Source organism: Clostridium aquiflavi, assembly GCF_031344075.1.
In the GTDB taxonomy this organism is placed as follows: domain Bacteria; phylum Bacillota; class Clostridia; order Clostridiales; family Clostridiaceae; genus Clostridium; species Clostridium aquiflavi.
Genome location: NZ_JAVJAN010000043.1, coordinates 1 through 26,208 on the forward strand (window position 1 = coordinate 1; position 26,208 = coordinate 26,208).

The window sequence follows — 26,208 nt, forward strand, 5'->3', positions numbered from 1 at the left end:
CCATTCCGAACAGGAAAGTTAAGATCCATAGCGCCGAAGGTACTGCACGGGAGACTGTGTGGGAGATTAGGACGTTGCCAGGTATGAATGGCTCGATAGCTCAGTCGGTAGAGCAGAGGACTGAAAATCCTCGTGTCACTGGTTCGATTCCAGTTCGAGCCACCATGGCGCTATAGCCAAGTGGTAAGGCAGAGGTCTGCAAAACCTTTATCCCCAGTTCAAATCTGGGTGGCGCCTCCATTAAAACCTTGAATTATTTGATTCAAGGTTTTTTTTGCGCTTAAAAAATAAAAAACAAAAAAATTATCCACAAAAATAAAATTATAAACAAAGTTATCAACAATTTACTTACAAAATGTATATAAAATATATTTTTATGTGGATAATTTATAGAAAAATATTTAGATTATAAAAAAGAGACTATATAGAATGGGAATTAGTATATTGTGTTAACTATACTTTAAGAATAATATAGATAAAAAAGAACCTATACTAAATAGGCAATAAAAAATGTCTATAAATATAGGATTTATCTTAATTAAACATATCTTTTTTATATAAAATAAATGCTACTATGAAACATATTCCGAATGTTAACATCATAACTATTGAGAATGCATGAGGATTATCATCGGATAAAGGTAACATAACATTCATACCAAATATTCCACTTATAATAGTAGGAATTGCCATAAGTATAGTTACAGACGCTAATACCTTCATAACTATATTTAAGTTATTTGATATAACTGAAGCAAAGAAGTCCATTGTACTAGCCAAAATATTGCTATATATTTCTGTCATTTCTATAGCTTGCTTATTTTCAATGATAACATCTTCTAAAACATCTTTATCTTCCTCATATTTTTGCATCATTTCTAACTTTAACATTTTTTCTAATGTTATCTCATTAGCTTTTAATGAAGTTGAGAAATATACAAGAGATTTTTCTAATGAATGAAGTTGAATAAGTTCTCTATTTTTCATAGACTTATGTAATCTTTTTTCAATCATTAAACTTTTTTTATCTATTTGTCTTAAGTAAAGTAAGTAATAAGTAGATATTCTATTTAATATCTGTAATATAAATCTCGATTTTTTAAATGTAAAAAATGATTTTATTCTAGCATTAGCAAAGTCAGTTATAATTTTACTGTTTTTTAAACATATAGTAACTAACAGTTTGTTAGTATGTATTATAGCTAATGGATAAGTGTCATATGTTAAAGAATTTTCTTCCATTTCTGTGAATGGTATATCGACTATAACTAATATAGCATCATCCTCAATATCAATTCTGGATGTTTCTTCATCATCTAGTGCTGCTTTTAAGAAATCAATGGAAATTCCAGTTTTCTTTGATACAAGAATTAGTTCTTCTTCAGATGGAGCTACTATGTTTATCCAACAACCATTTTCAATATTATCAATAGGTTTTAAACTTGAATCGAATTCACTCTGACTTTTATAAATTTGAATCAATAAAATCACCTCCAAATATATTATTATACTATTATACTATTATAATAAAGATATTACGAATATACTATAATAATAAATTAAAAAGAGAAAGTAGCTATTAAAATTTGAAAATCGTATTAAAACATAGAAAACATGTAATTAAAAACCCACAATTAATAGTATTCTAATATTTATAGAGAATATAAAGGAATATAGCGTTATTTAAATATAGCTTTATATTGAAAAGCTTAGTATAATCATAATGTTATTTTAAATATTTAAAGTATGGGGGAAAATATTAATGCATAAAGAGGTAGTCATAAGAAAGAAGGCACCTGTTATAGCGATAGTATTACTTATAATTACAGCAATGTTGTATTTATATCAAGGAATAAGTGTTTTAGGTATAAAAAATATAATGCTCGTTAAGTTCTATAATATGACCATTGTATTTTTAACTTTAAGTATAATATTCTTTGAGATAATGAAATGCAGAATATCATATAAGTATTCGATCATAGCGAACAAGCTTATTATTAATAAAATTTTTCATAATAATGAAAAAAACTTAGAAAGTATAAATTTAGCTGATATCGTGTATATCGGGAAAAGTAATTACATAACTAAAGAATATATTGTAAAGAGTAAGGGCAATTATTCTTGTGGAATAATTAATACGAAGAAATATTGTTGTGTATACAAAAGAGAGAATGTTTATTATAAATTTAGCTTTAATCCAAGTGATAAACTTATAAGAAGATTAAATCTTAATATTTAATTTACAAGAAATAAATGTGTTTAATATATAAATAAAGGTACTCTGTTAGAGTACCTTTATTTATATATTTTTATTATTAAAGAAATCATTTTTTACTTCATTAAGAAGATTTTCATTTTGAATTAAATCCATTCCTGTAAATGCCAGTGCTAATGCTGCATTTTTACATTGCTTAAGTGCAAATTCTGACTGAGTAGCTTTAGCAAAATCTTTTGTTCCATATTTAATGTTAGGATCATCGGTTATGCAGATATAAGGATGTATGCAAGGAACTTTATGACTAACATCACCTAAACTTAATCCTGCATATATATCACGTGGCTTTCCAATATCTATTATTCCATTTTCTTTTAGATTGTGACTAAATAATCTATTAAGAGTTCTATTAGTTATTAATTCTTTATTTGATGGTTCATATAAAGAAGTGGTATATTCTAAATTTGTTAATTCAGAAATATATTTTGCTATAGTTCTAAGCTTATTATCAGCCCATTCAGCGGTTTTATAATCGTTACTTCTAATATAAAATTTAGATTCTGCTTCAGCAGGTAATAGTAAAGGAGTATATCCTCCTTTAGATAAAATTGAATTTATTTCTAAATCTTTAGGAAATCCTTTTTTAAGAGAATTTAATATGTTTAAATTTAATAATACTGCATCTAGTGCGGTATAAGTATTTTGATTTAAAAAAGTTAAGCCATCTTTTCCTTTATATTGTATGCTTAATGGAATTATTGCTGAAGATGTTCCACTTTCATTTGTCAATACATCAGGATGAGCAAGCATTACTACATCTATATCATCAAAAACACCTTGTCTAGTCATAACAGCTTTAGTTCCACCTAAGTATTCGCCTGGACAACCTATTACGATAACAGAGCCACCTATTTTATTTATGACACTACCTAATGCTAATGCAGCTCCTATTGATATTGTACTTAAAGCATTATGTCCTGTGAGATGTCCATAATCTTTAACAGCATCATATTCGCTTAAAAAACATATTTTAGGATAGCCATTACCTTTTCTACACATAAAAGAATTAGATATATCTAAAAAATCTTCATTAACCTTAAAATTATGCTTATTTAGTAAATTACAAATATATTTTGCAGATTTAATTTCAGTATAACTTTCTTCAGGATTATTATATAAATAAGAACTTAAATCATTAAGTTCTTTATCACAAGTTGACAGAAATGAAATTATTTCTTGCTTCATAATACAACCCTCCAAATTATTATTTGATATTATTTTTTCCAATTATAAAAAAAATATTTGTTTATTAAAATTAAAAGAAAAATATATAAGCATATTTAAGATTAAAAAAATTATATATGGAAATAATTAAGCTAAAAGATATATTAGGGGGTAAAGAATTTTGGAGAATAAAGTATGTTTTTTATGTGGCAAAAAAGAAGGTAGTGGTATAATATTAAAAGGAGAAAAAATATGTTCTAATTGTGAATGTGAACTTACAAATATTAGCGTTGTAAATCCTAAATATCATTACTTTAAAGAAAAAGTTAAAAATATTTTATTTAAAAAATAAAATTAGATTTTTACTTTATTAAGATTTATTAATAGCTATATTTAATTATATAGCTATTTTTATTTTGGAAAGATTTTAGAAAATTACATCAAAATATAATTTTCAATTTAGAGTTTATATAGAAATTAAGAAATTAATTATTATGGGGGAAATTCATTATGACAAAAGGTAAATTAATTATAATAGAGAGCGGATCAGATGCTTCAGGGAAGGCAACTCAAGCTAAGAAATTATATGAGAGATTATTAGGAGAAGGATATAATATAAGAAAAGTAACATATCCTAATTATGATAGTCCGGCTTGTATGCCAGTTAAAATGTATTTGAGTGGTGAATTTGGAAGCAAACCTGAGGATGTAAATGCATATGTAGCATCAACATTTTTTGCTATTGATAGATTTGCTTCATATAATATAGAATGGAAAGAATTTTATAATAATGGTGGAATAATTATCTCTGATAGATATACAACATCTAACATGGTACATCAAGCAGTGAAAATGGATGATAAGGAAAAGAACAAGTACTTGAATTGGTTATATGATTTAGAATTTAATTTATATAAACTTCCTATTCCAGACTGTGTAATGTTTTTAGATGTTCTACCTGAAATAAGTCAAAAATTAATGAAAGATAGAAATAATAAATTTACAGGTGAGAAAGAAAAAGACATACATGAAAATAATAAAGATTATTTAGCTAAATCTTATTATAATTCTTTAGAAATAGCAGATAGATATAATTGGAATAAAATAAAATGTAATGACGGAGATAAATTAAAGACAATAGAAGAAATTCATGAAGAAATTTATAAAAAGGTTAAAAAATATATATAGTAATTTAAATTAATATTTTATAAATTAAAAATAGAAATATTTATTTATATAATCTAAGTACATATTTATGGTAAAATGATATCAAGAATAATATGAATTAGAGGTGGATAGTAAATGAAATTAGTTATTGCTATAGTACAAGATGAAGATGCAATAGATGTGTTAGATTCATTAACAGACAATGATTTTAGAGTAACTAAACTAGCTACTACGGGTGGATTTTTAAAAGCAGGTAACACTACTTTAATGGTTGGAGTGGAAGAAGAGAAGATTGACCAAGCACTGGATGTAATTAAAGAAATATGTAAAAAAAGAAAAGAAACAGTAATAGCCCCAACACCTTTAAGTAGTAATGAGGGTGGATATGTTCAACAATGCCCTATGCAAATTACTGTAGGTGGTGCAACTATATTTGTTGTAGATGTTGATAAATTTATAAAAATATAAGGAGAATAGCATTGAGAGAAATTATTGGTCATGAAAGAATTATTAATGGATTTAATCTAAGGAAAAGAAGTAATACTTTTTCTCATGCTAATTTAATTATTGGTGATGATGGGATTGGAAAAAGTTTAGTTGCAAATTATCTTGCAAATGGTATATTAGGATTAAAGGGTGATAAGGAATTTGTAGATATTATAAATTATTACCCTTTATCTTCTTCATTTGGAGTAGATGATATAAGAAATATTATAGAGGAAGTATCTAAGAAACCTTTTGAAAGTGATAAAAAAGTTTTAATACTTCATAAGTGTGAAAAGATGACTATTCAAGCCCAAAATGCATTGTTAAAAACTATAGAAGAGCCTCCTGTGGGAGTGCATTTAATACTTCTTAGTGAATCACTGGAATTAATTTTAGATACTATAAAATCACGTTGTCAAACCTATAAGTTAACACCATTATCTAAAGAAGATATTAATAAGTATATAGAGTATAAATATTCCGAAATAAGCATAGAAAATAAAAAAGCAGCTTTAGCATATAGTCAAGGTATTCCAGGAAAAGTTGAAAAATTTATAGAAGATGATAAATTAAATGATTTAAGAAATATATTATTAGAATTATTATGTGATTTAGAAAATAATAAAGACAATTTTGTTTTAAAATATAAAGAGGTATTAGCTACTTATAAAGATAAACAAAGTGAAGTTTTAAATATATTAATTTCATATATAAGAGATATTATGTTTTTAAAGGAATTAGATTCTAATGATTTAGTTGTAAATTTTGATAAACTTAAAGAAATAAGAGACATATCAATGAGAATGTCTTATAAAAAGCTTAATTCTATGTTAGAATACATAAAAGAAGCAAGAATTAGTTTAAATAATAACACTAATTATTCAATGACCATAACAGTATTGCTTATGGGATTTGCGGAGGTATAATTGATGATAAAAGTTATTGGAGTAAGGTTTAAAAAAGCGGGAAAAATTTATTATTTTGATCCAGTAAACTTTGCTGTTAAAAAAGAAAATTATGTAATAGTTGAAACTGCTAGAGGAATAGAATTTGGCCAATGTGTCATAGGAATAAAAGAGATATCAGAAGATGAAATAGTATCACCTTTAAAAGAAGTTATAAGAATAGCTGATGAAAAAGATATTCAAAAACATAAGGATAATAAGAGCAGAGAAAATGAAGCTTTAGAAATATGTTTAAAAAAGATACAAGAACATGGACTGAAAATGAAATTAATAGATGTAGAATATACATTTGATAATCATAAAGTTATATTCTATTTTACAGCCGATGGAAGAGTGGATTTTAGAGAATTAGTTAAAGATTTAGCTACTATATTTAAAACTAGAATAGAATTAAGACAAATCGGTGTAAGAGATGAAGCTAAAATGATAGGCGGTCTAGGACCTTGTGGAAGACCAATGTGTTGTTCCACTTTTTTAGGAGACTTTGCATCCGTATCTATTAAAATGGCTAAAGAACAAAACCTTTCTTTAAATCCAACTAAAATATCAGGTATATGTGGAAGACTTATGTGTTGCTTAAATTATGAACAAAGCACTTATGAAGATATTAGAAGAAGACTTCCTAAAGTTGGATCGATAGTTGAAACTATTGATGGAAAAGGTGAAGTAATAGGTAATTTAACAGTAAAAGAAAGTGTAAAAGTGAAATTAAAACGTGGAGACGAAGAAGTAATTGATATATATAAAATAGAGGATGTTAGATTAATATCTGGAAGTTATGAAGGATCAATAGATAATTCAGATATAAAATTAGAAATTGAATCTGAAGAGGATAAAAAATTGATAAAAGAGTTGATTAAAGAAGAAAATTAGAGAAATATGGGGAAAAATTTCATAAATTGCCCATATAATAGATTATGAAATTGACACTTTTATCACAAAATACTTTTAAAACATTAAAATACATGATAAAATTGTAGATGGTTAATTATCATACAATTTTAGGAGGTGTTTTTTAATGGCATTTGTAATTAATGATTCATGTGTAAGCTGTGGAGCATGTGCTGGAGAATGTCCAGTTGATGCTATAAGCCAAGGAGATGCATACTACGTTATTGATGCAGATACTTGTATCGATTGCGGTAACTGTGCTAATGTTTGCCCAGTTGGTGCTCCAGTTCAAGAATAGTAGAAAAGATCGTCTATAGACGATCTTTTTTTTTATATAAAATCATACTCAAGGTGGTGATAATAATAAAACAGAGTTTTCTTTATAAAGTTTTAAATTATCACTAGTTAATGCATTAGAGTTTATTTTTTCAACATTATCCATAGATATTAAAAAATTTTTAGGATCATCTAAATAAAGCATAGATTTAAAAGTTTTATAATGAATGGGTATTATATATTTTGGAGAAATCAATTTACTTATTTTAGCCCCTTCACTACCATTTAAAGTGAAGTGTCCTCCTATTGGAACAAGCAAAATATCTATATTTTCTAATTTAGTAGAAATCAAATCTAAGGGGATATGTCCTAAGTCTCCTAAATGACAAATTTTCAACTTATCTAATGTAAAAGTATATATTATATTAGGTCCTCTTTTTAATCCATTATATTTATCATGAAATGAAGAAAATCCTTCTATATGAATGAAATCAAAATCAAAAACCCCAGTAGTATTAATAATTTTTACATTACTATCATTTTCTTTTAAAAATGAATGATCAAAATGATTATGACTTATTACTATAATATCAGAGTGAAGAAAATCGTTATTATATCCTATAGAATCATCAAATGGATCTATTAAGATTCTTTTACCATTATTACTTGTTATTAAAAAACAAGAGTGTCCATACCAAGTTAATTTCATAATATAAATTCCTTTTGAAAAAAATATAAATTTGTATATTAAATATGTTTAACATTTAGTAAAGTTTTATTCAGATTTTAATAAAATAAATTATAGTGTTTTAAATTATAATATAATTATAGTATAATAACTACAAAGTCAAAGTAAGTCAAAAACAAAAATATAAACTGATGTTTAGGTAGGTGAACTTATGGCAAAACTTTCAGATATAATTGAAGAATTTATAAAAGAAATGTTTAATGATAGTGGAGAGAATATGGTCCTAATACAGAGAAATGAATTAGCTGATCAATTTAGATGTGCACCATCACAAATAAACTATGTTTTAACAACTAGATTTACTTATAATAAAGGTTATTTAATTGAAAGCAAACGTGGTGGCGGTGGCCATATTATTATAAAGCAATTAGACAACGATAGTTCCAGCAGAAGAGAGGAGATAATAAATCAAAGCATAGGTAATACAATAACATATCATAATGCTGTAAATATAATAGATAACTTATTTGAATCGGATATTATTACAGAAAAAGAAAGTGAATTGATGAAAATAGCTATAAACGATAGAACTTTAATTTCAGTTGAAAATAGAAATAAAATAAGAGCAGATATTTTTAAAGCAATGATTATGGTTATTTTATCTTAAGAGGTGGGGATTATATGTTATGTGAAAAATGTCAAAAGAATGAAGCTAAAATTAATTTAGTTAAAATAGTAAATGGAGAAAAAAATGAAATTTGGTTATGTGAATCTTGTGCTAAAGATATATCAGATATACCATTTATAAATTCTTTAAATGAAATTGGTGGATTACAATTTGAAAATATATTAACTGGATTTTTAAATAATCTTGGTGATAAAAAAACAAAGCCAAAGGAACTTGTTTGTCCTAAATGTAAAATGAATTATTCTGAGTTTGAGAAGACAGGAAAATTAGGTTGTAGTGAGTGTTATAGTGTTTTTTCTGAATATATAAAACCTATTGTAAAAAGAATTCATGGGAATGTAAAACATGTTGGGAAAATTCCAAAATTTGATGGAGAGTCTTTAATTAAAAGAAAAAAGATAATAAGGTTAAAGCAAGATTTACAAAATGCTATTAAATTAGAAGAATATGAAAATGCAGCTGTATTAAGAGATGAAATTAAAGAATTAGAAGAATTTATATTTATTAATAGTAAAGATAATAAAGTGTTTTTAGTTAAGGAGGAAAAAGGTAATGAGAAACTGGATTAATGAAGAATGCAACAAAGAAGATATAGTTATAAATAGTAATATTTCTTTATCTAGAAATTTAAAAGAAAAACCTTTTTCCAATAAATTAAATGAAATAGAAGCAAGAGAAAATGCAGAATTTATTTATCAAATTGTGAAAAGTGAACTTGAAGATGAATCTTGTATTTATCATTTGTGGAATGAAGACAAAGAACTAATAAATAGTTATTTAGATAAGCAATTAATAAGTAAAGAATTAATAAAGAATAAAGATAAAACAGCATTTGTTTTAAATAGTAAAGAAACTTTAAGTATTATGATAAATGAGGATGATCACTTAAAGCTAGAATGCATAACGGCAGGATTTGATTTAGAGACTGCATTTGATAATATCACAAAACTTGATGATAAAATAGAAAAACGAGTTCATTATGCATTCGATGAAAATTTAGGGTATTTAACTACATCCCCTACTAATTTAGGAACAGGAATGAGAGCATCTGTTAATATTCATTTGCCAGCTTTAAATTTTAATGATGAAATAAGTAATTTTAGCAAAGGACTAACTCAAATAGGTATGAATATGAAAGGCATATATGAAGAAGGAAATAAATCCTATGGAAATATGTACAAAATATCTAATCAGGTTACATTAGGACTAACTGAAGAAGAGATAATTGATAACCTAAAAGGTGCAGTGTTAAATGTTATTTCAGAAGAAAAGAAATTTAGAGAAGTTTTATTAACAAAGTGTAAATATGATATAGAAGATAAAGTATTTAGAGCATATGGAATTTTAACTTCAGCTATTTTACTAAGTGAAAAAGAGTGTGCTGAATTATTATCTAGTGTGAGATTTGGAGTTGAATTATCTTTATTAGATATTCCCAAAAATAAGTTAAATAAATTATTAGTATATACTAGAGATTCATCACTTCAGAACTATTTAAAAAGAAAACTTTTAAATAAGGAGCTTAACTATGAAAGAGCTAAATTTGTAAGATCAATATTAGCTCAAACTTAAATAAGAATATAAGGGAGGGATTTTTTGAGTATGGATTTTAATAAATTTACAGAGAGAACTCAATCAATAATATTAGAAGCACAAATTGAATCACAAGAATTTAAGCATGGTTATGTAGGTACAGAACATTTATTATTGGGTTTAGTAAAAGAAAAAGGACATCAATCTAAGATATTAAATGAATTTGGTATTGATTCAGAAATAGTAAGAGATATGATAAGTAGATATTTAGGCTATGGTGAATTACAAATGCCTGAAGATGATATATTATTAACACCTAGGGCAAAAAGACTTCTTGATGAAAGCTTTATAGAGGCTAAAAAATTTAGTCATAAAAATGTTAGTCCAGAACATATGTTAATGGCATTGCTTAATCAAGAAGAAGGCATGGCCTATACCATATTAAAAAATTTAAAATTAGATTTTAAAGAAATAAAAGATAAATTATTTATATTTCTAAATGGTCAGTATGTAGATGAAAATCAAGAAATTAAATCTCCAAGATCAGAAAAAACAAAAACTCCTATGTTGGATAAATACGGAAGAGATTTAACACAGTTTGCAAGAGATGGTGTGTTAGATCCTGTTATTGGAAGAGATTTAGAAAATCAAAGAGTTTTAGAAATATTATGTAGGAGAATAAAAAATAATCCTTGCTTAATAGGCGAACCAGGAGTAGGAAAAACAGCAGTAATTGAAGGGTTAGCTCAAAGAATTGTAGAGGGTAATATTCCTGAAATATTAAGGGATAAGAGAATAGTTTCACTTGATTTAACTGCATTACTTGCAGGTGCTAAATATAGAGGTGAATTTGAAGATAGATTGAAAAAGGTAATGTCAGAAATAGAAAAAGATAAAAGCATCATAATATTTATAGATGAAATTCATACAATAATAGGTGCAGGAGCAGCTGAAGGAGCAATAGATGCTTCTAATATATTAAAGCCAGCACTTTCTAGAGGAGAGATTCAATGTATAGGTGCAACAACTATCAATGAATATAGAAAACATATAGAAAAAGATTCTGCTTTAGAAAGAAGATTTCAACCTGTTAATGTTGGTGAGCCATCAAAAGATGAAACACTAATAATATTAAGGGGATTAAGAGAAAAGTATGAAGAACATCACAATGTTAACATTACAGATAAAGCATTAGATGCCGCTGTTGAGTTATCTGATAGATATGTTACAGATAGATTTATGCCAGATAAAGCTATTGATTTGATTGATGAGGCATCAGCTAAAGTTAGAATAAAAAATTTAATTCCACCTACTAATTTAAAATCAATGGAAGATAAAATAAAAGAAACAACTAAGGAAAAAGAAGAATGTATTAGAGTTCAAGATTTTGAAAAAGCAGCAAATATGAGAGATATTGAAAATAGCTTAAAAGAAGAATTAGAAGCACTTAGAAAAGAGTGGAGTGATAAAAATTCTAATAAATCATTAAATGTAGATGAAGAAGATATAGCAGAAGTTGTATCAGCTTGGACTAAAATACCTGCTAAAAAACTTACAGAAAAAGAAAGCGAAAGATTACTAAAACTTGAAGATATATTACAAAAAAGAGTTATAGGTCAAACTGAAGCAGTTGAATCTATAGCTAAGGCGGTAAGAAGAGCTAGAGTTGGAATAAAAGATCCTAATAGACCAATTGGAACATTTATATTTTTAGGACCTACAGGTGTTGGTAAAACAGAACTTTCAAAAGCATTGGCTGAAGCTATGTTTGGAGATGAAAATAGTATAATAAGAATAGATATGTCTGAATATATGGAAAGTAATTCAGTTTCTAAATTAATAGGTTCACCTCCAGGATATGTAGGATATGATGATGGAGGTCAATTAACAGAAGCAGTCAGAAGAAAACCTTATTCAGTGGTGCTTTTAGATGAAATTGAAAAGGCTCATCAAGATGTATTTAATATATTACTTCAAATTATGGAAGATGGAAGACTTACAGATTCTCATGGAAAAGTAGTTAATTTTAAAAATACAATAGTTATAATGACTTCTAATGTGGGAGCACATCAAATAAAAAAACAAAAAGCAATTGGATTTAATACAAGTATTGATAAAAATTCAGAATATGAAAAGATGAAAGACAATGTTTTAGAAGAATTAAAGAGAAGCTTTAAACCAGAATTCTTAAATAGAATAGATGATACAATAGTATTCCATAAATTAAAAGAAGATGATCTTTTAGATATAGTTGATTTAATGTTAAAATCTATTACTAAAAGACTTGAAAATAAAAATATACACTTAAACTTTGAAAAAGATAGTAAAAAATTCTTGATTAATAAAAGAATTGATTTAAATTATGGAGCAAGACCGTTAAGAAGAATTATTACTAAAGAAGTAGAAGATAAATTAAGTGAAGAGATACTTTTAGGCAATATAAAAATTGGAGATAGAATTAAAGTAAATGAATCAAAAGATAATTTAGTTTTTACAAAGCTAGATTAATAGTTTAAAAAGTTATCTTAAAATAACTTTAATGTGTTTAGGTGCATTATTGGTATTTTTAAGATAATTTTTTATTTGCTTATATCTTAGGAAAAGTGTTGATATATGCATAAGTAAAGCTGGATTGAATAAAATAATATTTATTTGTTAATAGTATTTATTAATTGGAAATTATATGATAAAATTATAAATATAATAATTATTACAAGGGAATAATTAACTTATAGAGTTTTAAATAAGCTTATGCTAGATATAAGTTTATTTAAAGATAAGAGGTGAATTTATGACTAAACAAGAAAAAGAAATAGATTTAATAGTAATTGGTGCAGGTCCAGCAGGATTAGCTGCAGGCATTTATGGCGGTAGAGCAAAGTTAGATATGATAGTTTTAGAAGAAAGAATAATAGGTGGTCAAGTAAGAAACAGCTATACTATTGAAAATTATCCTGGATTTGAAAAAATATCAGGAGCAGATTTAGCAGATGTTTTTCAAAAACAAGTTGAATCATTAGGAGTAACTATAGACGAATTTGATTTAATAGAAAATATAGTATTATCTGATGATGAGAAGATAGTAGAAACTGAAAGTTACATATATAAACCTAAGGCTATAATAATTGCAACAGGAGCTTCACCTAAAAAACTACCAGTTTCAGAGGAAGCAAAGTATGAAGGCAAAGGTGTTCATTATTGTGCAGTTTGTGATGGTGCTATGTATGAGGGAAAAAGAGTTGGAGTGGTAGGTGGTGGAAATTCGGCTTTAGAAGAAGCGATATTTTTAACTAAATTTGCTGAAAAAGTTTTTGTGATTAGAAGACATGATTATTTTAATGGAGAAAAATCTTTAATAGAAGAAGTGTTAAATCATCCTAAAATAGAGGTTTTATTTAATGAGGATTTAGTTCATTTAAGTGGTAATAACTTTTTAGAAGAAGTAACTATTAAGAATAAAAATACAGGTGAATTAAGTAAGTTAAAACTTGATGCTATTTTTGGATATATTGGAACAGAGCCTAAAACAAATGGATTAGAGAAATATTTAAAATTAAATGATTATGGGTACATAATTACAAATGAGGATATGGAAACTAAGATAGCTGGTGTATACGCTGTCGGTGATGTACGTGAAAAGAAATATAGACAAATAACTACAGCGGTTTCAGATGGAACAATAGCTTTATTAAATGCTGAAAAATACATAGCACAAAAGGAGAAATAATAATATGATAAAAATTTATTCAACATCATGGTGCCCTGCTTGTATAAAAGCAAAGAGATATTTTGACTTAAAAGGATTAAAATATGAAGAAATAAATGTTGCAGATAAACATGAGGATAGAGAAGAAGTATTTAAAGCATCAGGTCAAAGAAGTGTACCAGTAATAGATATATCGGGAAATATAATAGTAGGATTTGATAAAAAACAAATAGATGATTATGTAAATCGTTAGAATGAGAAAAAGTTATAATTTAAAAGAATAAAGACTTGGAAAATACAATTATTTATGTATTACCAAGTCTTTTGCATATTTATTAATATAAATTTATTTATTTAGGGCTTTATCTATAGATGGTTTATCAAATCCAATGATAATAGTATCATTTATATCTAATACTGGTACGCCCATTTGTTTAGATTTTTTAACCATATCTTCTCTAGCAATCATATCTTCTTGAACATTTAGTTCTTCAAAATCAACGCTCTTTGATTTTAAATAATTTTTAACTTTAACACACCACGGACAAGAATCTGTAGTATAAACTTTTACCATAATAACACTCCTTAACTAATAATAAATATTATTTAAAATATTATAATACTTAAGAAATAATATAGCAATTACTTTATTATATTATTATTTTCTAAATTAGAGTTTAAAACTAAATTAGAAAATTCATTTTGAGAGTATGTATTGTTAAAATTGTGTTGAAAAACATGCTCTTCATTATCTCTTAATATATTTTTTGAAGGAACTATAACATTATTAAAAGAATCTTTAGTTATCATATTATCATCTCCTTAAATTATATAAATAGTTTTTGTAATGAATTCATTATTTATACAAAATAGGATTTTAAATTGATAAAAAATTTTAGTTTAAATATAATGATAAATTTAATTACCAAATTTGGATGATATAATTAATAATAGTAGTTTATTAAAATTGTTAATTATAATTTTATTTAAAAGTTATAATTAATATTAAAATTTATGTTATTATAAAATTATTAATGAATATAGTGATTGAATCTTAAAATAAGAAAGGAATTTGTATGGCTAAAATAAAATCTACATATATATGTCAACAATGTGGATATGAAGCTCCTAAATGGTTGGGAAAATGTCCATCATGTAATAACTGGAATACTTTTAATGAAGAGATAAAAGATGATAGTAAAGTAGTAACTTCATTAAAAGCTAATAACATAGTACAAAATAACCAGCCTAAAAATATAAGAGATATAAAATCTGGAGAAAAAGAAAGATATGATACAGGAATAAAAGAACTTAACAGAGTTTTAGGTGGCGGATTAGTTAAAGGTTCTTTAACTTTAATTTCAGGAGATCCTGGAATAGGAAAATCTACATTGCTGTTACAAACTGCAAATAACATAGCTATAAAATATGGCAAAGTTCTGTATGTCTCTGGAGAAGAATCAGAAGAACAAATAAAGATTAGAGGAGACAGACTAGGTGTAAATAGTGAAAATTTGTTTATAATATCTGAAACAAATTTAGATGCTATTTCAATATATATAGAACAAATTAACCCTAATTTTGTTATAATAGATTCAATTCAAACTGTATTTAAAGAAAGTGTTTCTTCAGCACCAGGTAGTGTATCTCAAGTAAAGGAATGTTCAAATACTATTATGAGAATGTGTAAAGGTAAAAATATACCATTCTTCCTAGTTGCACATGTAACTAAACAAGGTGAATTAGCAGGTCCAAGAGTTTTAGAGCATATGGTTGATACGGTTTTATATTTTGAAGGTGAAAGAACAGAAGAATATAGAATTTTAAGAACCATGAAGAATCGTTTTGGAACGACTAGTGAAATAGGCGTATTTGAAATGCAACAAGAAGGTTTGGTAGAAGTATTTGATCCATCAAAAATATTTTTAGAAGATACTAGCGCTAATCAAGAAGGTTCTGTGGTTGTTGGAGTTATGGAAGGTACTAGACCTATCTTAATAGAAATTCAGGCATTAGTAAGTGAAACTAAAGCTCCAATGCCGAGAAGAACAGCTGTTGGAATTGACAATCAAAGATTAAGTTTAATATTAGCAGTTTTAGAAAAAAAACTAAAGGTATTTTTCTATAATAAAGATGTGTATGTAAATGTAGTAGGTGGACTTAATATAGATGGAACATCTGCAGATTTAGGATTAGCATTAGCATTAATATCTAGTGCAAAATCTAAAGAGTTTAAATTGGATAAAACATTAATGGTAGGAGAAGTTGGATTAACTGGAGAAATAAGACCAATATCATCAGCTGAAAGATTAGTAAAAGAAGCTGAAAAACTCGGATTTAAGAATGTAATAATTCCTGAAAGAAATTTAGATAAAATAAAAACAGACGATATAAAAGTAATAGGCATTAGACATTTAATAGAAGCAATAAATAAGATATTTTGAGAAGAACAGGTGAGTGTATGAGATTAGAAAAGGGAATGAAAATAAAAGATACTTTAAAAATTATGTGCCCAGGCACTCAACTACGGGAAGGACTTGAAAATATCCTTAGAGCTAAAACAGGTGGACTAATTGTAATTGGAGATAATAAAGAAGTAATGGATACAGTAGATGGCGGATTTACTCTTAATTCTGATTATAGTCCATCATATGTTTATGAATTAGCTAAAATGGATGGGGCAATAGTAATTAGTGAAGATTTAAAAAAAATTGTGTGTGCTAATGCTCAGCTTATACCAGATCCTTCAATTGTAACACATGAAACTGGTACTAGGCATAGAACTGCACATAGAATAGCCAAGCAAACTAATAATATAGTTATTGCTATATCTCAAAGAAGAAATATAATAACTGTATATAAAGGTGACATAAAATATGTTTTAAGAGATAGCAGCGTAATTTTGGCTAGAGCTAATCAAGCTATTCAAACTTTAGAAAAGTATGTTTCAGTTCTAGAAAGAGTAATTAACAACTTAAATCTTTTAGAGTTTCAAGATTTAACAACTTTATTTGATGTTGTTACTGCAATTCAAAGAACTGAAATGGTTATGAGAATAGTAGAAGAAATAAACATGTATATTTTAGAGTTAGGTAATGAAGGTAGACTTATATCAATGCAGCTTAATGAACTTGTTAAGCATATTGAAAGAGATGGAATATTATTAATTAGAGATTATTGCAAAGATGAAGAAGAACATAACGAGGTATATGAGCAAATACAAAAATTAAGTGCAACTGAACTTTTAGATTTAGATTCAATTGCAAGAGTTCTAGGTCATATAGGTGATTCACTTGTAGATACACTTATATCAGCTAAAGGATATAGAATATTAAGCAAAGTTCCTAGAATACCATCAAATGTAATAGAAAATCTAATTAAAGAATTTAAAGAATTAAATAATGTTATAGAGGCTGATATCGATGAGCTTGATATTGTTGAGGGAATAGGTGAAGCAAGAGCAAAGGCAATTAAAGATGGATTAAAAAGAATAAAAGAACAAATTCTCTTAAATAAAAAGATATAAAAAATAGAAAATCGGTATTACCATATAAAAGGTAAACCGATTTTTTTATTATCTAAAAGTAAATTTTCCAAGTGTATTTATTTTATTGTATTCTTTAAGCAAAACGTCATATAAATTTATATCTAAATTATTGCATAAAGAAGTAAGATAGAAAAGATTATTACCAATCTCTTTTTCTATAATTTCACGACAATTTTCACAAAGCTCACCACTTAAGTGAGAAGCTAAGTAGGTAGATAAGTCGTCAATAGATTTATCTTCATTTAATGAATTTTGTTTAGAAGCATTAATATTTATGCAGCCGCAATTTGTGACAGATTTTGCAACTGCTCTATTAACTCTCGAACTAGATTCACTATATTTAGTAAGTATGTCTAAGATACTTTTATGTCTTAACAAAGAATCACTTACAGAGTTTTGAAAATCATCAAATATTATATCCTTCATACGCCTCAACTCCTTGATATAATTTAATTTTACTTTAAGTAATTATAAATAAAGTAATTATAAATATTTTTAGACTATTTTATCAATATGGGATTAAGATTTGGAATACATGTATATAATACAGAAGAATTATATTAATTGATAGGGGGAGTATTTAACTAAACTTAATAAATTATTCATTTTAGATATATATATAGTGTGATATAATTAATAACAGTTAATATATAGGAATGAATTAATGTGTATTGTTGTAAGAATTTAGGAAGGGGTGAGATATTTGTTAAAAAAGATTATAAAGGGAATTTTTTCAGCTATAGGTTTATTAGTTGGTTATATTGTAGGTAAATCTTTATTAGACATACCTAATATTAAGGAATTGAAATATTTATCTACATTAACAGGTTCTATAGTATTTATAACTATTATATCATTGTTATTTGGAATTATATTGTATGTTGTATCTCCAATTATTTATAAAGCTATTTTTAATTTGGTTGAATATATAGAAAAGAATATTCAAAAACTTACATTAATTGAAATTATTTGTGGAGCATTGGGAGCTATTATAGCTCTAATATTAATGAGCTTTATTGCAAAGCCAATAAATGGAATAGATGATAAGTTTGGACCTATGTTATTTATATTTTTAAATATAATATCAGCGATAATAGGTGCAGATATATTAGTTAAGAAAAAAGATGATATAATAGCATTAATTTCTAATATAAAGAAAAATACAGGTAAAGAAAAGAAAGCAAAAAGTAATCATGTAAAAGGTGTAGCAAAAGTGTTAGATACATCGGTTATAATTGATGGTAGAATATTTGATATTTGTGAAACAGGTTTTATAGAAGGTCCTTTAGTAATTCCTAATTTTGTCTTAGATGAATTAAGACATATATCAGATTCTTCAGATTCTTTAAAGAGAAATAGAGGAAGAAGAGGATTAGATATATTAAATAGGATACAAAAAGAACTTTCAATTGAAACACAAATTTGGGAAGGCGATTTTCCTAAAATAAGTGAAGTAGATAGTAAATTATTAAAACTTGCTCAAACATTAAACGGAAAAGTAATAACTAACGATTATAATTTAAATAAAGTTGCAGAATTTCAAGGAGTACCTGTGTTAAATATAAATGAATTATCAAATGCGATAAAGTCAGTAGTTTTACCAGGGGAAGAAATGCATGTAGATATGATTAAAGATGGTAAAGAATCAACCCAAGGCGTAGGATATTTAGACGATGGCACTATGATAGTTGTAGAGGGCGGTAAAAAATACATCGGTCAAACAATTACTGTTATAGTTACATCAGTTTTACAAACTGCTGCTGGAAGAATGATATTTGCCAAACCAAAAGATAACTAAGAAAAGGAGCTTTTCTATATGGTTAGTGCAATAGTAGTAGCTGGTGGAAAAGGTAAAAGAATGGGCACTGTTCAAAGTAAGCAATATCTTAATTTGAATGGTAAGCCCATTCTTTATTACACCATTAAAAGTTTTTTAGATTGTAAATTAGTAGATAATATTATATTGGTAGTGCCATCCCACGAAATGGATTATTGTGAGAAGGAGATATTAGAGAAACATTCTTTAAAAATTAATAAAATTGTTGCTGGAGGAAATGAACGTTACGATTCTGTATATAATGGATTAATTAAAGCAAAAGGGTCAGATATTGTGTTAATTCATGATGGAGTAAGACCTTTTGTATCAGAGAAACTAATAGAAAATGCTATAAAATATGCAGAAGAGTATGGTGCAGCAGCACCAGGAGTTATGCCAAAAGATACAATAAAAATTATAGATAGTAGTAGATTTTCACTTAAAACACCGAATAGAAGTGATTTAGTATCTGTGCAAACACCTCAAGCATTCAAATATGATTTAATATATGATTGTCATAAAAAAATAAAAAATGAAGATGTTAAAATTACAGATGATACTATGGTTGTAGAGTATTTTGGAAATAAGGTTTATATATATGAGGGTGAATATACAAATATAAAAATTACTACTCCTGAAGACCTTATTATTGGTGAATATTTAGCAAATAAGTAGCTTATATATAATATATTGACAGTCAAATTACAAAAAGTTATAATAAATTAAGTTGATTGTAAAAATATATATAAGCTTTGATGAAGAATAGTAAAAATCGTCTTTAAGAGAGAAAATCCTTGGCTGTAAGATTTTCAATAGATTTTGAACCAGCTTCGGAGTAATAGGTAAAAACTATCGGTTTAATACCGTTATCATTATTAGAGAACAAATTTAGGTGGTACCGCGATTATAAGTTCGCCCTAAGATATAGGGTGGACTTTTTTTATATATTTAAAGCCACTTTAAATATAAAAAAATAATATATTTGGAGGAAATTTAACTATGAAAATGTCTAACATGTTAATATCTACACTAAGAGAAGTTCCAGCAGAAGCAGAAATTGATAGCCATAAGCTTATGCTTAGATCAGGAATGATAAGAAAAATGGCATCAGGAATATATAATTATATGCCATTAGGTCTTAAAGCATTAAAAAAAGTTGAAGATATAATAAGAGAAGAAATGAATGAAGCAGGAGCTCAAGAATTTTTAGCTTCAGCTATGATTCCGGCGGAATTATGGCAATCATCAGGTAGATGGGACGCTTATGGTGCTGAAATGTTTAGAGTTAAAGATAGAAATGAAAGAGATTTTTGTTTAGGACCTACACATGAGGAAGTATTTACTGATATAGCTAAAAATGAAATTAAATCTTATAAGCAATTACCAGTTAATTTATATCAAATTCAAACAAAATATAGAGATGAACGTAGACCTAGATTTGGTGTTATGAGATCAAGAGAATTTGTCATGAAAGATGCTTATAGCTTTGATAAGGATCAACAAGGATTAGATCTTTCATATAATAAAATGTATGAAGCATATGTTAAAATTTTTAATAGATGTGGATTAGATGCAAAATGTGTTGAAGCAGATTCAGGAGCAATCGGAGGATCAAATTCAGCAGAATTTATGGTTAAGTCAGAAGTTGGAGAAGACGATATTGTTTTTTGTACTCAATGTGATTATGCAGCTAATATTGAAAAAGCAACTGCTAGATTAGAAGAAGTAGAAAAAGAAGACTTAATGGAAGTTGAAAAAGTGTCTACTCCAGATAGCAGAGGAATAGATGAAGTATCAGAATTCTTAAATATATCTCCTAAAAAAACAGTTAAAACTTTATTATATAATGTTGATGGAAAAATAGTTGCTGTATTTGTAAGAGGAGATAGAGAAGTTAATGAAGTTAAAGTAGCTAATGCTTCACATGCATCAGGAGATATAGAAATGGCTTCTCATGAAGAATATATGAATTCAACTGGTTGCGGTATTGGATTTGCTGGACCAATAGGAATGAAGGCCGATTTAATATTAGTAGATGAAGAAGTTAAAAATATGTATAACTTTGTAACGGGAGCAAATGAAACAGGATATCACATTAAAAATGTAAATTATGGACGTGACTTTGAAGGAACAGTTGGAGACTATAGAAATGTAGTAGAAGGAGAAACATGCCCAACATGTGGTGGAAAGCTTACAATTTCTAGAGGAACAGAAGTTGGTCACATCTTTAAATTAGGAACTAAGTACTCAGAAGCAATGGATGCTAAATTTATAGCTGAAAATGGAAAAGAAGCTCCATTTATAATGGGATGCTATGGAATAGGTGTTACAAGAACTATGGCATCTATAATTGAACAACATAACGATGAAAATGGAATAGTTTGGCCATTATCTGTTGCTCCATATCATATTTCAATAATTGCTGTAAATGTTAAAGATGAAGAACAAGTAAAAATAGCTAATAAACTTTATGAAGATTTAAAATCTATGGGTGTTGAAGCATTATTAGATGATAGAAATGAAAGAGCAGGAGTTAAGTTTAAAGATTCAGAAATAATGGGAATTCCTATGAGAGTGACAGTAGGAAAGAAAATTGTAGATGGAGAAGTTGAATTTAAACTTAGAACTGGTGATATGCAAGTAGTTAAAATAGAGGAGGTTTCTCGAATAGTAAAAGAAGAATTTGAGAAAAATAATCTAAAATTAAGATAACATAGGAGGCAAAAAGTTAATGAGGATATTTAATACTTTAACGAGAAAAAAAGAAGAATTTATCCCTATTACTCCAGGTGAGGTCAAAATGTATGTTTGTGGACCAACAGTATATAATTTCTTTCATATAGGAAATGGAAGAACATTTATAGTATTTGATACAATCAGAAGGTATTTAGAGTATAGAGGATATAACGTTAAATTTGTTCAAAATTTTACAGATATAGATGATAAGATGATAAAAAAAGCTAATGAAGAAGGTACAACTGTAAAAGAAATTGGAGATAAATATATAAAAGAGTATTATGAAGATGCCGACAAACTTCAAATAGAAAGAGCCACAGTTAATCCTAGAGCGACTGAATATATACAGGATATTATTGATTTTGTTGCAGAATTAATTAAAAAAGGCTATGCATATGAAGTTGAAGGAGATGTATATTTTAATACTAAAAAATTCAATGATTATGGTAAATTATCAGGTCAAAGTATAGAAGATTTACAAATGGGTGCAAGTAATAGAACTTCATCTGTGGCGGATGAAAGAAAGAAAGACCCTATGGATTTTGCTATATGGAAAGCTCAAAAACCAGGAGAACCAGCTTGGGAATGTTCTTGGGGAGTGGGAAGACCAGGATGGCATATAGAATGTTCATGTATGGCAAAAAAAATATTGGGTGATACAATAGATATTCATGCAGGTGGTATGGATTTAACATTTCCACATCATGAAAATGAAGTTGCTCAAAGTGAAGCGTTAACAGGAAAGACATTTGCGAATTATTGGATGCACTCAGCATATGTAAATGTCAATAACCAAAAGATGTCTAAGTCTTTGAATAATTTCTTTACTGCTAGAGATATATTAAAGGAATATGATTCAGATGTTGTAAGGTTTTTTATGATGTCAGCTCATTATAGATTACAAATAAACTTTAGTAAAGATTTGCTAGATTCAGCAAAAGCATCAGTAGAAAGACTTTATAATGCAATAAGTAATTTAGAAAACTTAATTGATGAAGTTTCAATAGAAAATATGAGAGAAGAAGAAGTTAAGTATCTAGATTCATTAAATAAATATAGAGAAAAGTACATTGAAAAAATGGATGATGATTTTAATACAGCAGATGCACTTACTGTTTTATTTGAATTAACCAAAGATACTAATACAAATATAAATGTAAATTCATCTAAGGAAATAGTTAATAAAGCATTAGAACTTATAAGAGAATTAGGATCACCATTAGGTTTACTTCAAAAAACAACTAAAGGTAGTTTAGAAGATGAAATAGAGTCTCTAATAGAGAAAAGACAGGATGCAAGAAAAAATAGAGATTTTGCTTTAGCTGATAAGATAAGAGACGATTTAAAAGATAGAGGAATTGTTTTAGAGGATACACCTCAAGGTGTTAGATGGAAAAAAATAAATTAAATTAGATAGGGCTGCAAATTGCAGCCCTTATTTAAAGGAGCATAAATTATGTTAGATGATTTAAAAATAAGAGAATTTAGTGAAGCAAATGTAAGAATGTTAAATCCTCTTCAATTGGCGATAATAGGAGATGGAGTGTATGAAGTATTTATAAGAACGTATATTTTATCTGAAAATGAAGGTTTAAGTGCTAATAAAATTCATAGAAAAGCAATTAGTTACGTAAAAGCTCAAGCACAATCAAGTATTATGCACAATTTAGAAGAATACTTAACAGAAGAAGAACTTAGAATATACAAGAGGGGAAGAAATGCAAAATCTGCAACAGTTCCTAAAAATGCTGATGTTAGGGATTATAGAATGGCAACTGGATTTGAAGCATTAATAGGATATTTATATCTAATAGGAAATAAGGAAAGATTAGAATTTATGTTACAGAAAAGTGTTGTAGTTTTAAATGAAAAAGAGGTGTAATTGAATGAGAGAAAACACAAAAGTAAGTAAGAAAAGAGAAAACAAGAAAGATAATAAAAGAGAAATCAATAAAAATAAAGTAGTTGATAATAATATATATGATAATGGTTTTGAGGAAAGAGAAGATATAATAATCGGAAGAAATGCTGTTTTAGAAGCTTTAAAAACTGAGAGAACTATAGAAACTCTTTACATATCTAATTCAAAATTAGAAGGATCAATAAACGCGATAATATCAAAAGCAAAGGACAAAAAGATACTAATAAAAGAAGTTGATAAAAGAAAATTAGACTCCATGTGTAATAATGCAGTTCATCAAGGTGTTATTGCAAGAGTAACTCCATATGAATATTCAGAGGTGTCAGATATTCTAGAATTAGCTGAACAAAAAGGTGAAAAACCATTTATAGTAATACTAGATGAGGTAGAAGACCCTCATAATTTAGGCTCTATTATAAGAACAGCAGAATTATTTGGAGTTCATGGAATAATAATACCTAAAAGAAGAAGTGCATCAGTAACAACAATGGTATATAAATCTTCAGTGGGAGCTATAGAACATGTAAAGGTAGCTAGAGTTACAAACTTAAATTCAGTAATAGATGAATTAAAAGAAAGAGGAATTTGGGTTTATGGAACGGATATAAGAGCTGAAGAATATAGCTATGAAACTGATTTTGGTGGTCCATGTGCCATTATAATTGGTAATGAGGGAAAAGGAATATCAAAATTGACATTAAAAAAATGTGATAAATTAATCAAAATACCTATGGTAGGCAAGATTAATTCTTTAAATGCTTCTGTAGCAGGTGGTATAATTATGTATGAAGTATTAAAAGGTCGTTTAAAGTAGAATGAATTAAGAGGTAACTATTGTGAAAATTATTTTTGTTGATGGATATAATGTTATAAATAGTTGGCCAGATTTAAAAATAAAAAAGAATTATAGTTTTGATGGTGCCAGAAGATCATTAGTGGACACAATGCATAATTATGGGGTTTATAATGACTGCAAAGTAATAATTGTTTTTGATGCTCATAAAGTATCAGGTAGTATTCAAAAAGTAGAAACAGTAAATAAGAATTTATCAATAGTTTTTACTAAGGATGGAGAAACAGCAGATAGCTATATAGAAAAAGAAGTGAATTTATTAGGACGAAAATATGAAGTTATTGTTGTTACATCTGATTGGTTAGAACAACAAACTATTTTCCAAAGAGGGGCTGTAAGAATGTCATCTTTAGAATTTTACAATGATGTTTTGGATATAGAGAATTCTATAAGAAAAAGAAAAAATAAAAGTAAAATTTCTGAAAAAAACATACTTAGTGATAACATTGATTTGGAAATATTGAAAAAATTAGAAAAAATAAGAAGAAGTGAGTAAATTTAATTGACTAAGATATTTTTACTGAGTTATAATTGTTTACATAGGATGTATAGTGATTATAATGAGAAAGTTGAGAGTGAATATTGGGTGAGTTTTTAGAGTTTAAAGATAAATTAGATGAAGAAGTTGTATTGGAAGCTAAAAATGGAAATATTAGAGCTCAAGAGTATTTAATTTCTAAATATGAAAATTTTGTTAAGGCAAAAGCAAAATCTTATTTCTTAATAGGGGCAGATAGAGAAGATATATATCAAGAAGGCATGATAGGATTATATAAAGCGATAAGAGACTTTAAAGCTGATAAATTAACTTCATTTAGGGCTTTTGCAGAGTTATGTGTAACAAGACAAATTATAACTGCAATTAAAACTGCAACTAGACAAAAACACATTCCTTTAAATACTTATGTTTCATTAAATAAACCTATTTACGAAGAAGAATCAGAAAGAACATTATTAGATGTTTTATCTGGAATAAAAATTTCAGATCCTGAGGAGCTTTTGATAAATAAGGAACATATGGATGATATAGAGACTGCAATTGCTAAAGTTTTGTCTGATTTAGAGTTAGAAGTGCTTATGTCATACTTAGATGGAAAGTCTTATCAAGAGATTGCTTGTGACTTAGATAGGCATTCAAAATCAATTGATAATGCATTACAAAGAGTAAAGAGAAAGCTTGAAAAATGCCTAGGTATAAAGTAAGTAAATTATATTGACAAACAAAACGAATAATAGTAAACTTTATAATTGGTATATCAAGAAAATGTCAAGATATGAGTGCTCACGTAGCTCAGTAGGTAGAGCGTCGCCTTGGTAAGGCGGAGGTCGTCGGTTCAATCCCGATCGTGAGCTCCAATTATAAAATAAAAAACACTAGGCAAAGTTTATTAAAGGATAAGAGGAGGAATTTAGAATGTCAAAAGAAAAATTTGAGAGAAGTAAACCACACGTAAATATTGGAACAATCGGTCACGTAGACCACGGTAAGACAACAT

29 protein-coding genes, 3 tRNA genes, 1 rRNA gene and 1 other annotated feature are annotated in these 26,208 nt (G+C 27.1%); of the genes, 27 read left to right on the top strand and 6 right to left on the bottom strand.

The features are described 5' to 3' along the window. The 3 genes from rrf to RGC78_RS13755 form a co-directional block, all read left to right on the top strand. Positions 1–83, top strand: a 5S ribosomal RNA gene (gene rrf, locus RGC78_RS13745); the annotation flags it as partial. A gap of 6 nt (positions 84–89) precedes the next feature. After that, positions 90–165, top strand: a tRNA-Phe gene (locus tag RGC78_RS13750). A 1-nt stretch (position 166) separates the two neighbouring features. Further along, positions 167–240: transfer RNA gene (locus RGC78_RS13755), tRNA-Cys, on the top strand. Positions 241–534: 294 nt separating this feature from the next. Here RGC78_RS13755 and RGC78_RS13760 read toward each other — a convergent pair. After that, on the bottom strand, positions 535–1,482 hold the full coding sequence (locus RGC78_RS13760; RefSeq protein ID WP_252214895.1) for a magnesium transporter CorA family protein: 948 nt from the start codon (positions 1,480–1,482) through the stop codon (positions 535–537). Positions 1,483–1,762: 280 nt separating this feature from the next. Between RGC78_RS13760 and RGC78_RS13765 the strand changes: the two genes are divergently transcribed. Further along, complete coding sequence (locus tag RGC78_RS13765) at positions 1,763–2,239, top strand: DUF6106 family protein (RefSeq protein ID WP_252214897.1); 477 nt, start codon at positions 1,763–1,765, stop codon at positions 2,237–2,239. Between the two features lie 60 nt (positions 2,240–2,299). On the opposite strand, the gene RGC78_RS13770 is transcribed toward RGC78_RS13765, so the two are convergent. After that, the gene (locus RGC78_RS13770; protein ID WP_252214899.1) at positions 2,300–3,460 is read right to left on the bottom strand and encodes a zinc-binding metallopeptidase family protein; all 1,161 of its coding nucleotides are present in this window, start codon (positions 3,458–3,460) and stop codon (positions 2,300–2,302) included. Between the two features lie 160 nt (positions 3,461–3,620). Here RGC78_RS13770 and RGC78_RS13775 point away from each other — a divergent pair, with 160 nt between their 5' ends. From RGC78_RS13775 to fdxA, 6 genes are all read left to right on the top strand, one after another. Further along, positions 3,621–3,791 carry a sigma factor G inhibitor Gin gene (locus RGC78_RS13775; protein ID WP_252214901.1) on the top strand — a complete coding sequence of 57 codons (171 nt, stop codon included), beginning with the start codon at positions 3,621–3,623 and terminating at the stop codon, positions 3,789–3,791. Positions 3,792–3,949: 158 nt separating this feature from the next. Then, on the top strand, positions 3,950–4,627 hold the full coding sequence (locus tag RGC78_RS13780) for a dTMP kinase (protein ID WP_252214906.1): 678 nt from the start codon (positions 3,950–3,952) through the stop codon (positions 4,625–4,627). Positions 4,628–4,741: 114 nt separating this feature from the next. After that, entirely contained in the window at positions 4,742–5,074 is a 333-nt protein-coding gene (locus RGC78_RS13785) for a cyclic-di-AMP receptor (RefSeq protein ID WP_252214909.1), read from the top strand. A gap of 11 nt (positions 5,075–5,085) precedes the next feature. Then, positions 5,086–6,018 (top strand): DNA polymerase III subunit delta', encoded by a 933-nt coding sequence (locus RGC78_RS13790; RefSeq protein WP_252214912.1) that lies wholly within the window; start codon positions 5,086–5,088, stop codon positions 6,016–6,018. A 3-nt stretch (positions 6,019–6,021) separates the two neighbouring features. Next, positions 6,022–6,930, top strand: coding sequence for a PSP1 domain-containing protein (locus RGC78_RS13795; RefSeq protein WP_252214915.1), 909 nt, complete (start codon positions 6,022–6,024; stop codon positions 6,928–6,930). Between the two features lie 145 nt (positions 6,931–7,075). Continuing rightward, positions 7,076–7,246 (top strand): 4Fe-4S ferredoxin, encoded by a 171-nt coding sequence (gene fdxA, locus RGC78_RS13800; protein ID WP_003369634.1) that lies wholly within the window; start codon positions 7,076–7,078, stop codon positions 7,244–7,246. Positions 7,247–7,294: 48 nt separating this feature from the next. Here fdxA and RGC78_RS13805 read toward each other — a convergent pair whose 3' ends face one another. Continuing rightward, the gene (locus tag RGC78_RS13805; protein ID WP_252214918.1) at positions 7,295–7,933 is read right to left on the bottom strand and encodes an MBL fold metallo-hydrolase; all 639 of its coding nucleotides are present in this window, start codon (positions 7,931–7,933) and stop codon (positions 7,295–7,297) included. Between the two features lie 190 nt (positions 7,934–8,123). Between RGC78_RS13805 and RGC78_RS13810 the strand changes: the two genes are divergently transcribed. The 6 genes from RGC78_RS13810 to RGC78_RS13835 all read left to right on the top strand — a co-directional run bounded on the left by RGC78_RS13810 (position 8,124) and on the right by RGC78_RS13835 (position 14,092). Beyond that, on the top strand, positions 8,124–8,579 hold the full coding sequence (locus RGC78_RS13810) for a CtsR family transcriptional regulator (RefSeq protein ID WP_252214920.1): 456 nt from the start codon (positions 8,124–8,126) through the stop codon (positions 8,577–8,579). 14 nt (positions 8,580–8,593) lie between these two features. Continuing rightward, entirely contained in the window at positions 8,594–9,169 is a 576-nt protein-coding gene (locus RGC78_RS13815) for a UvrB/UvrC motif-containing protein (RefSeq protein ID WP_252214922.1), read from the top strand. Continuing rightward, positions 9,153–10,172 carry a protein arginine kinase gene (locus RGC78_RS13820; RefSeq protein WP_252214925.1) on the top strand — a complete coding sequence of 340 codons (1,020 nt, stop codon included), beginning with the start codon at positions 9,153–9,155 and terminating at the stop codon, positions 10,170–10,172. Before RGC78_RS13815 ends, RGC78_RS13820 begins: the two co-directional genes overlap by 17 nt. Before the next feature lie 30 nt (positions 10,173–10,202). After that, positions 10,203–12,641, top strand: a complete 2,439-nt coding sequence (locus tag RGC78_RS13825) for an ATP-dependent Clp protease ATP-binding subunit (protein ID WP_252214927.1) — start codon at positions 10,203–10,205, stop codon at positions 12,639–12,641. Between the two features lie 283 nt (positions 12,642–12,924). Beyond that, positions 12,925–13,860 carry an NAD(P)/FAD-dependent oxidoreductase gene (locus RGC78_RS13830; RefSeq protein ID WP_252214929.1) on the top strand — a complete coding sequence of 312 codons (936 nt, stop codon included), beginning with the start codon at positions 12,925–12,927 and terminating at the stop codon, positions 13,858–13,860. Between the two features lie 4 nt (positions 13,861–13,864). Further along, complete coding sequence (locus RGC78_RS13835; protein WP_252214931.1) at positions 13,865–14,092, top strand: glutaredoxin domain-containing protein; 228 nt, start codon at positions 13,865–13,867, stop codon at positions 14,090–14,092. A 93-nt stretch (positions 14,093–14,185) separates the two neighbouring features. Here RGC78_RS13835 and RGC78_RS13840 read toward each other — a convergent pair whose 3' ends face one another. Together RGC78_RS13840 and RGC78_RS13845 are read right to left on the bottom strand one after the other, a co-directional pair. After that, positions 14,186–14,413 carry a glutaredoxin family protein gene (locus RGC78_RS13840; RefSeq protein WP_252214934.1) on the bottom strand — a complete coding sequence of 76 codons (228 nt, stop codon included), beginning with the start codon at positions 14,411–14,413 and terminating at the stop codon, positions 14,186–14,188. Between the two features lie 68 nt (positions 14,414–14,481). Continuing rightward, positions 14,482–14,649: a hypothetical protein gene (locus tag RGC78_RS13845; RefSeq protein WP_252214937.1), complete on the bottom strand. Its 168-nt coding sequence runs from the start codon at positions 14,647–14,649 to the stop codon at positions 14,482–14,484. Between the two features lie 266 nt (positions 14,650–14,915). Between RGC78_RS13845 and radA the strand changes: the two genes are divergently transcribed. Together radA and disA are read left to right on the top strand one after the other, a co-directional pair. Continuing rightward, on the top strand, positions 14,916–16,283 hold the full coding sequence (gene radA / locus RGC78_RS13850) for a DNA repair protein RadA (protein WP_252214940.1): 1,368 nt from the start codon (positions 14,916–14,918) through the stop codon (positions 16,281–16,283). A gap of 17 nt (positions 16,284–16,300) precedes the next feature. Further along, positions 16,301–17,365 (top strand): DNA integrity scanning diadenylate cyclase DisA, encoded by a 1,065-nt coding sequence (gene disA, locus RGC78_RS13855; protein WP_252214943.1) that lies wholly within the window; start codon positions 16,301–16,303, stop codon positions 17,363–17,365. Between the two features lie 48 nt (positions 17,366–17,413). On the opposite strand, the gene RGC78_RS13860 is transcribed toward disA, so the two are convergent. Further along, on the bottom strand, positions 17,414–17,812 hold the full coding sequence (locus RGC78_RS13860; RefSeq protein ID WP_252214945.1) for a nucleoside triphosphate pyrophosphohydrolase family protein: 399 nt from the start codon (positions 17,810–17,812) through the stop codon (positions 17,414–17,416). Positions 17,813–18,089: 277 nt separating this feature from the next. Here RGC78_RS13860 and RGC78_RS13865 point away from each other — a divergent pair, with 277 nt between their 5' ends. The 9 genes from RGC78_RS13865 (at position 18,090) to RGC78_RS13905 (ending at position 26,068) form a co-directional block, all read left to right on the top strand. After that, positions 18,090–19,184, top strand: a complete 1,095-nt coding sequence (locus RGC78_RS13865) for a PIN/TRAM domain-containing protein (RefSeq protein ID WP_252214947.1) — start codon at positions 18,090–18,092, stop codon at positions 19,182–19,184. A gap of 18 nt (positions 19,185–19,202) precedes the next feature. Beyond that, the gene (gene ispD, locus RGC78_RS13870; protein WP_252214949.1) at positions 19,203–19,877 is read left to right on the top strand and encodes a 2-C-methyl-D-erythritol 4-phosphate cytidylyltransferase; all 675 of its coding nucleotides are present in this window, start codon (positions 19,203–19,205) and stop codon (positions 19,875–19,877) included. A 68-nt stretch (positions 19,878–19,945) separates the two neighbouring features. Then, positions 19,946–20,125 (top strand) — a binding site (T-box leader). Positions 20,126–20,201: 76 nt separating this feature from the next. Next, positions 20,202–21,914: a proline--tRNA ligase gene (locus RGC78_RS13875; RefSeq protein WP_309556827.1), complete on the top strand. Its 1,713-nt coding sequence runs from the start codon at positions 20,202–20,204 to the stop codon at positions 21,912–21,914. A 19-nt stretch (positions 21,915–21,933) separates the two neighbouring features. Next, positions 21,934–23,346: a cysteine--tRNA ligase gene (gene cysS / locus RGC78_RS13880; RefSeq protein WP_252214954.1), complete on the top strand. Its 1,413-nt coding sequence runs from the start codon at positions 21,934–21,936 to the stop codon at positions 23,344–23,346. A gap of 48 nt (positions 23,347–23,394) precedes the next feature. Then, complete coding sequence (locus RGC78_RS13885) at positions 23,395–23,820, top strand: Mini-ribonuclease 3 (protein WP_252214956.1); 426 nt, start codon at positions 23,395–23,397, stop codon at positions 23,818–23,820. Between the two features lie 4 nt (positions 23,821–23,824). Continuing rightward, positions 23,825–24,673, top strand: coding sequence for a 23S rRNA (guanosine(2251)-2'-O)-methyltransferase RlmB (gene rlmB, locus RGC78_RS13890; protein WP_252214959.1), 849 nt, complete (start codon positions 23,825–23,827; stop codon positions 24,671–24,673). 22 nt (positions 24,674–24,695) lie between these two features. Next, the gene (locus RGC78_RS13895) at positions 24,696–25,208 is read left to right on the top strand and encodes an NYN domain-containing protein (protein ID WP_252214963.1); all 513 of its coding nucleotides are present in this window, start codon (positions 24,696–24,698) and stop codon (positions 25,206–25,208) included. Positions 25,209–25,294: 86 nt separating this feature from the next. Then, positions 25,295–25,915, top strand: coding sequence for an RNA polymerase sporulation sigma factor SigH (gene sigH / locus RGC78_RS13900; RefSeq protein WP_252214966.1), 621 nt, complete (start codon positions 25,295–25,297; stop codon positions 25,913–25,915). 77 nt (positions 25,916–25,992) lie between these two features. Continuing rightward, a tRNA-Thr gene (locus tag RGC78_RS13905) sits at positions 25,993–26,068 on the top strand. The last annotated feature ends 140 nt before the right edge of the window (positions 26,069–26,208 follow it).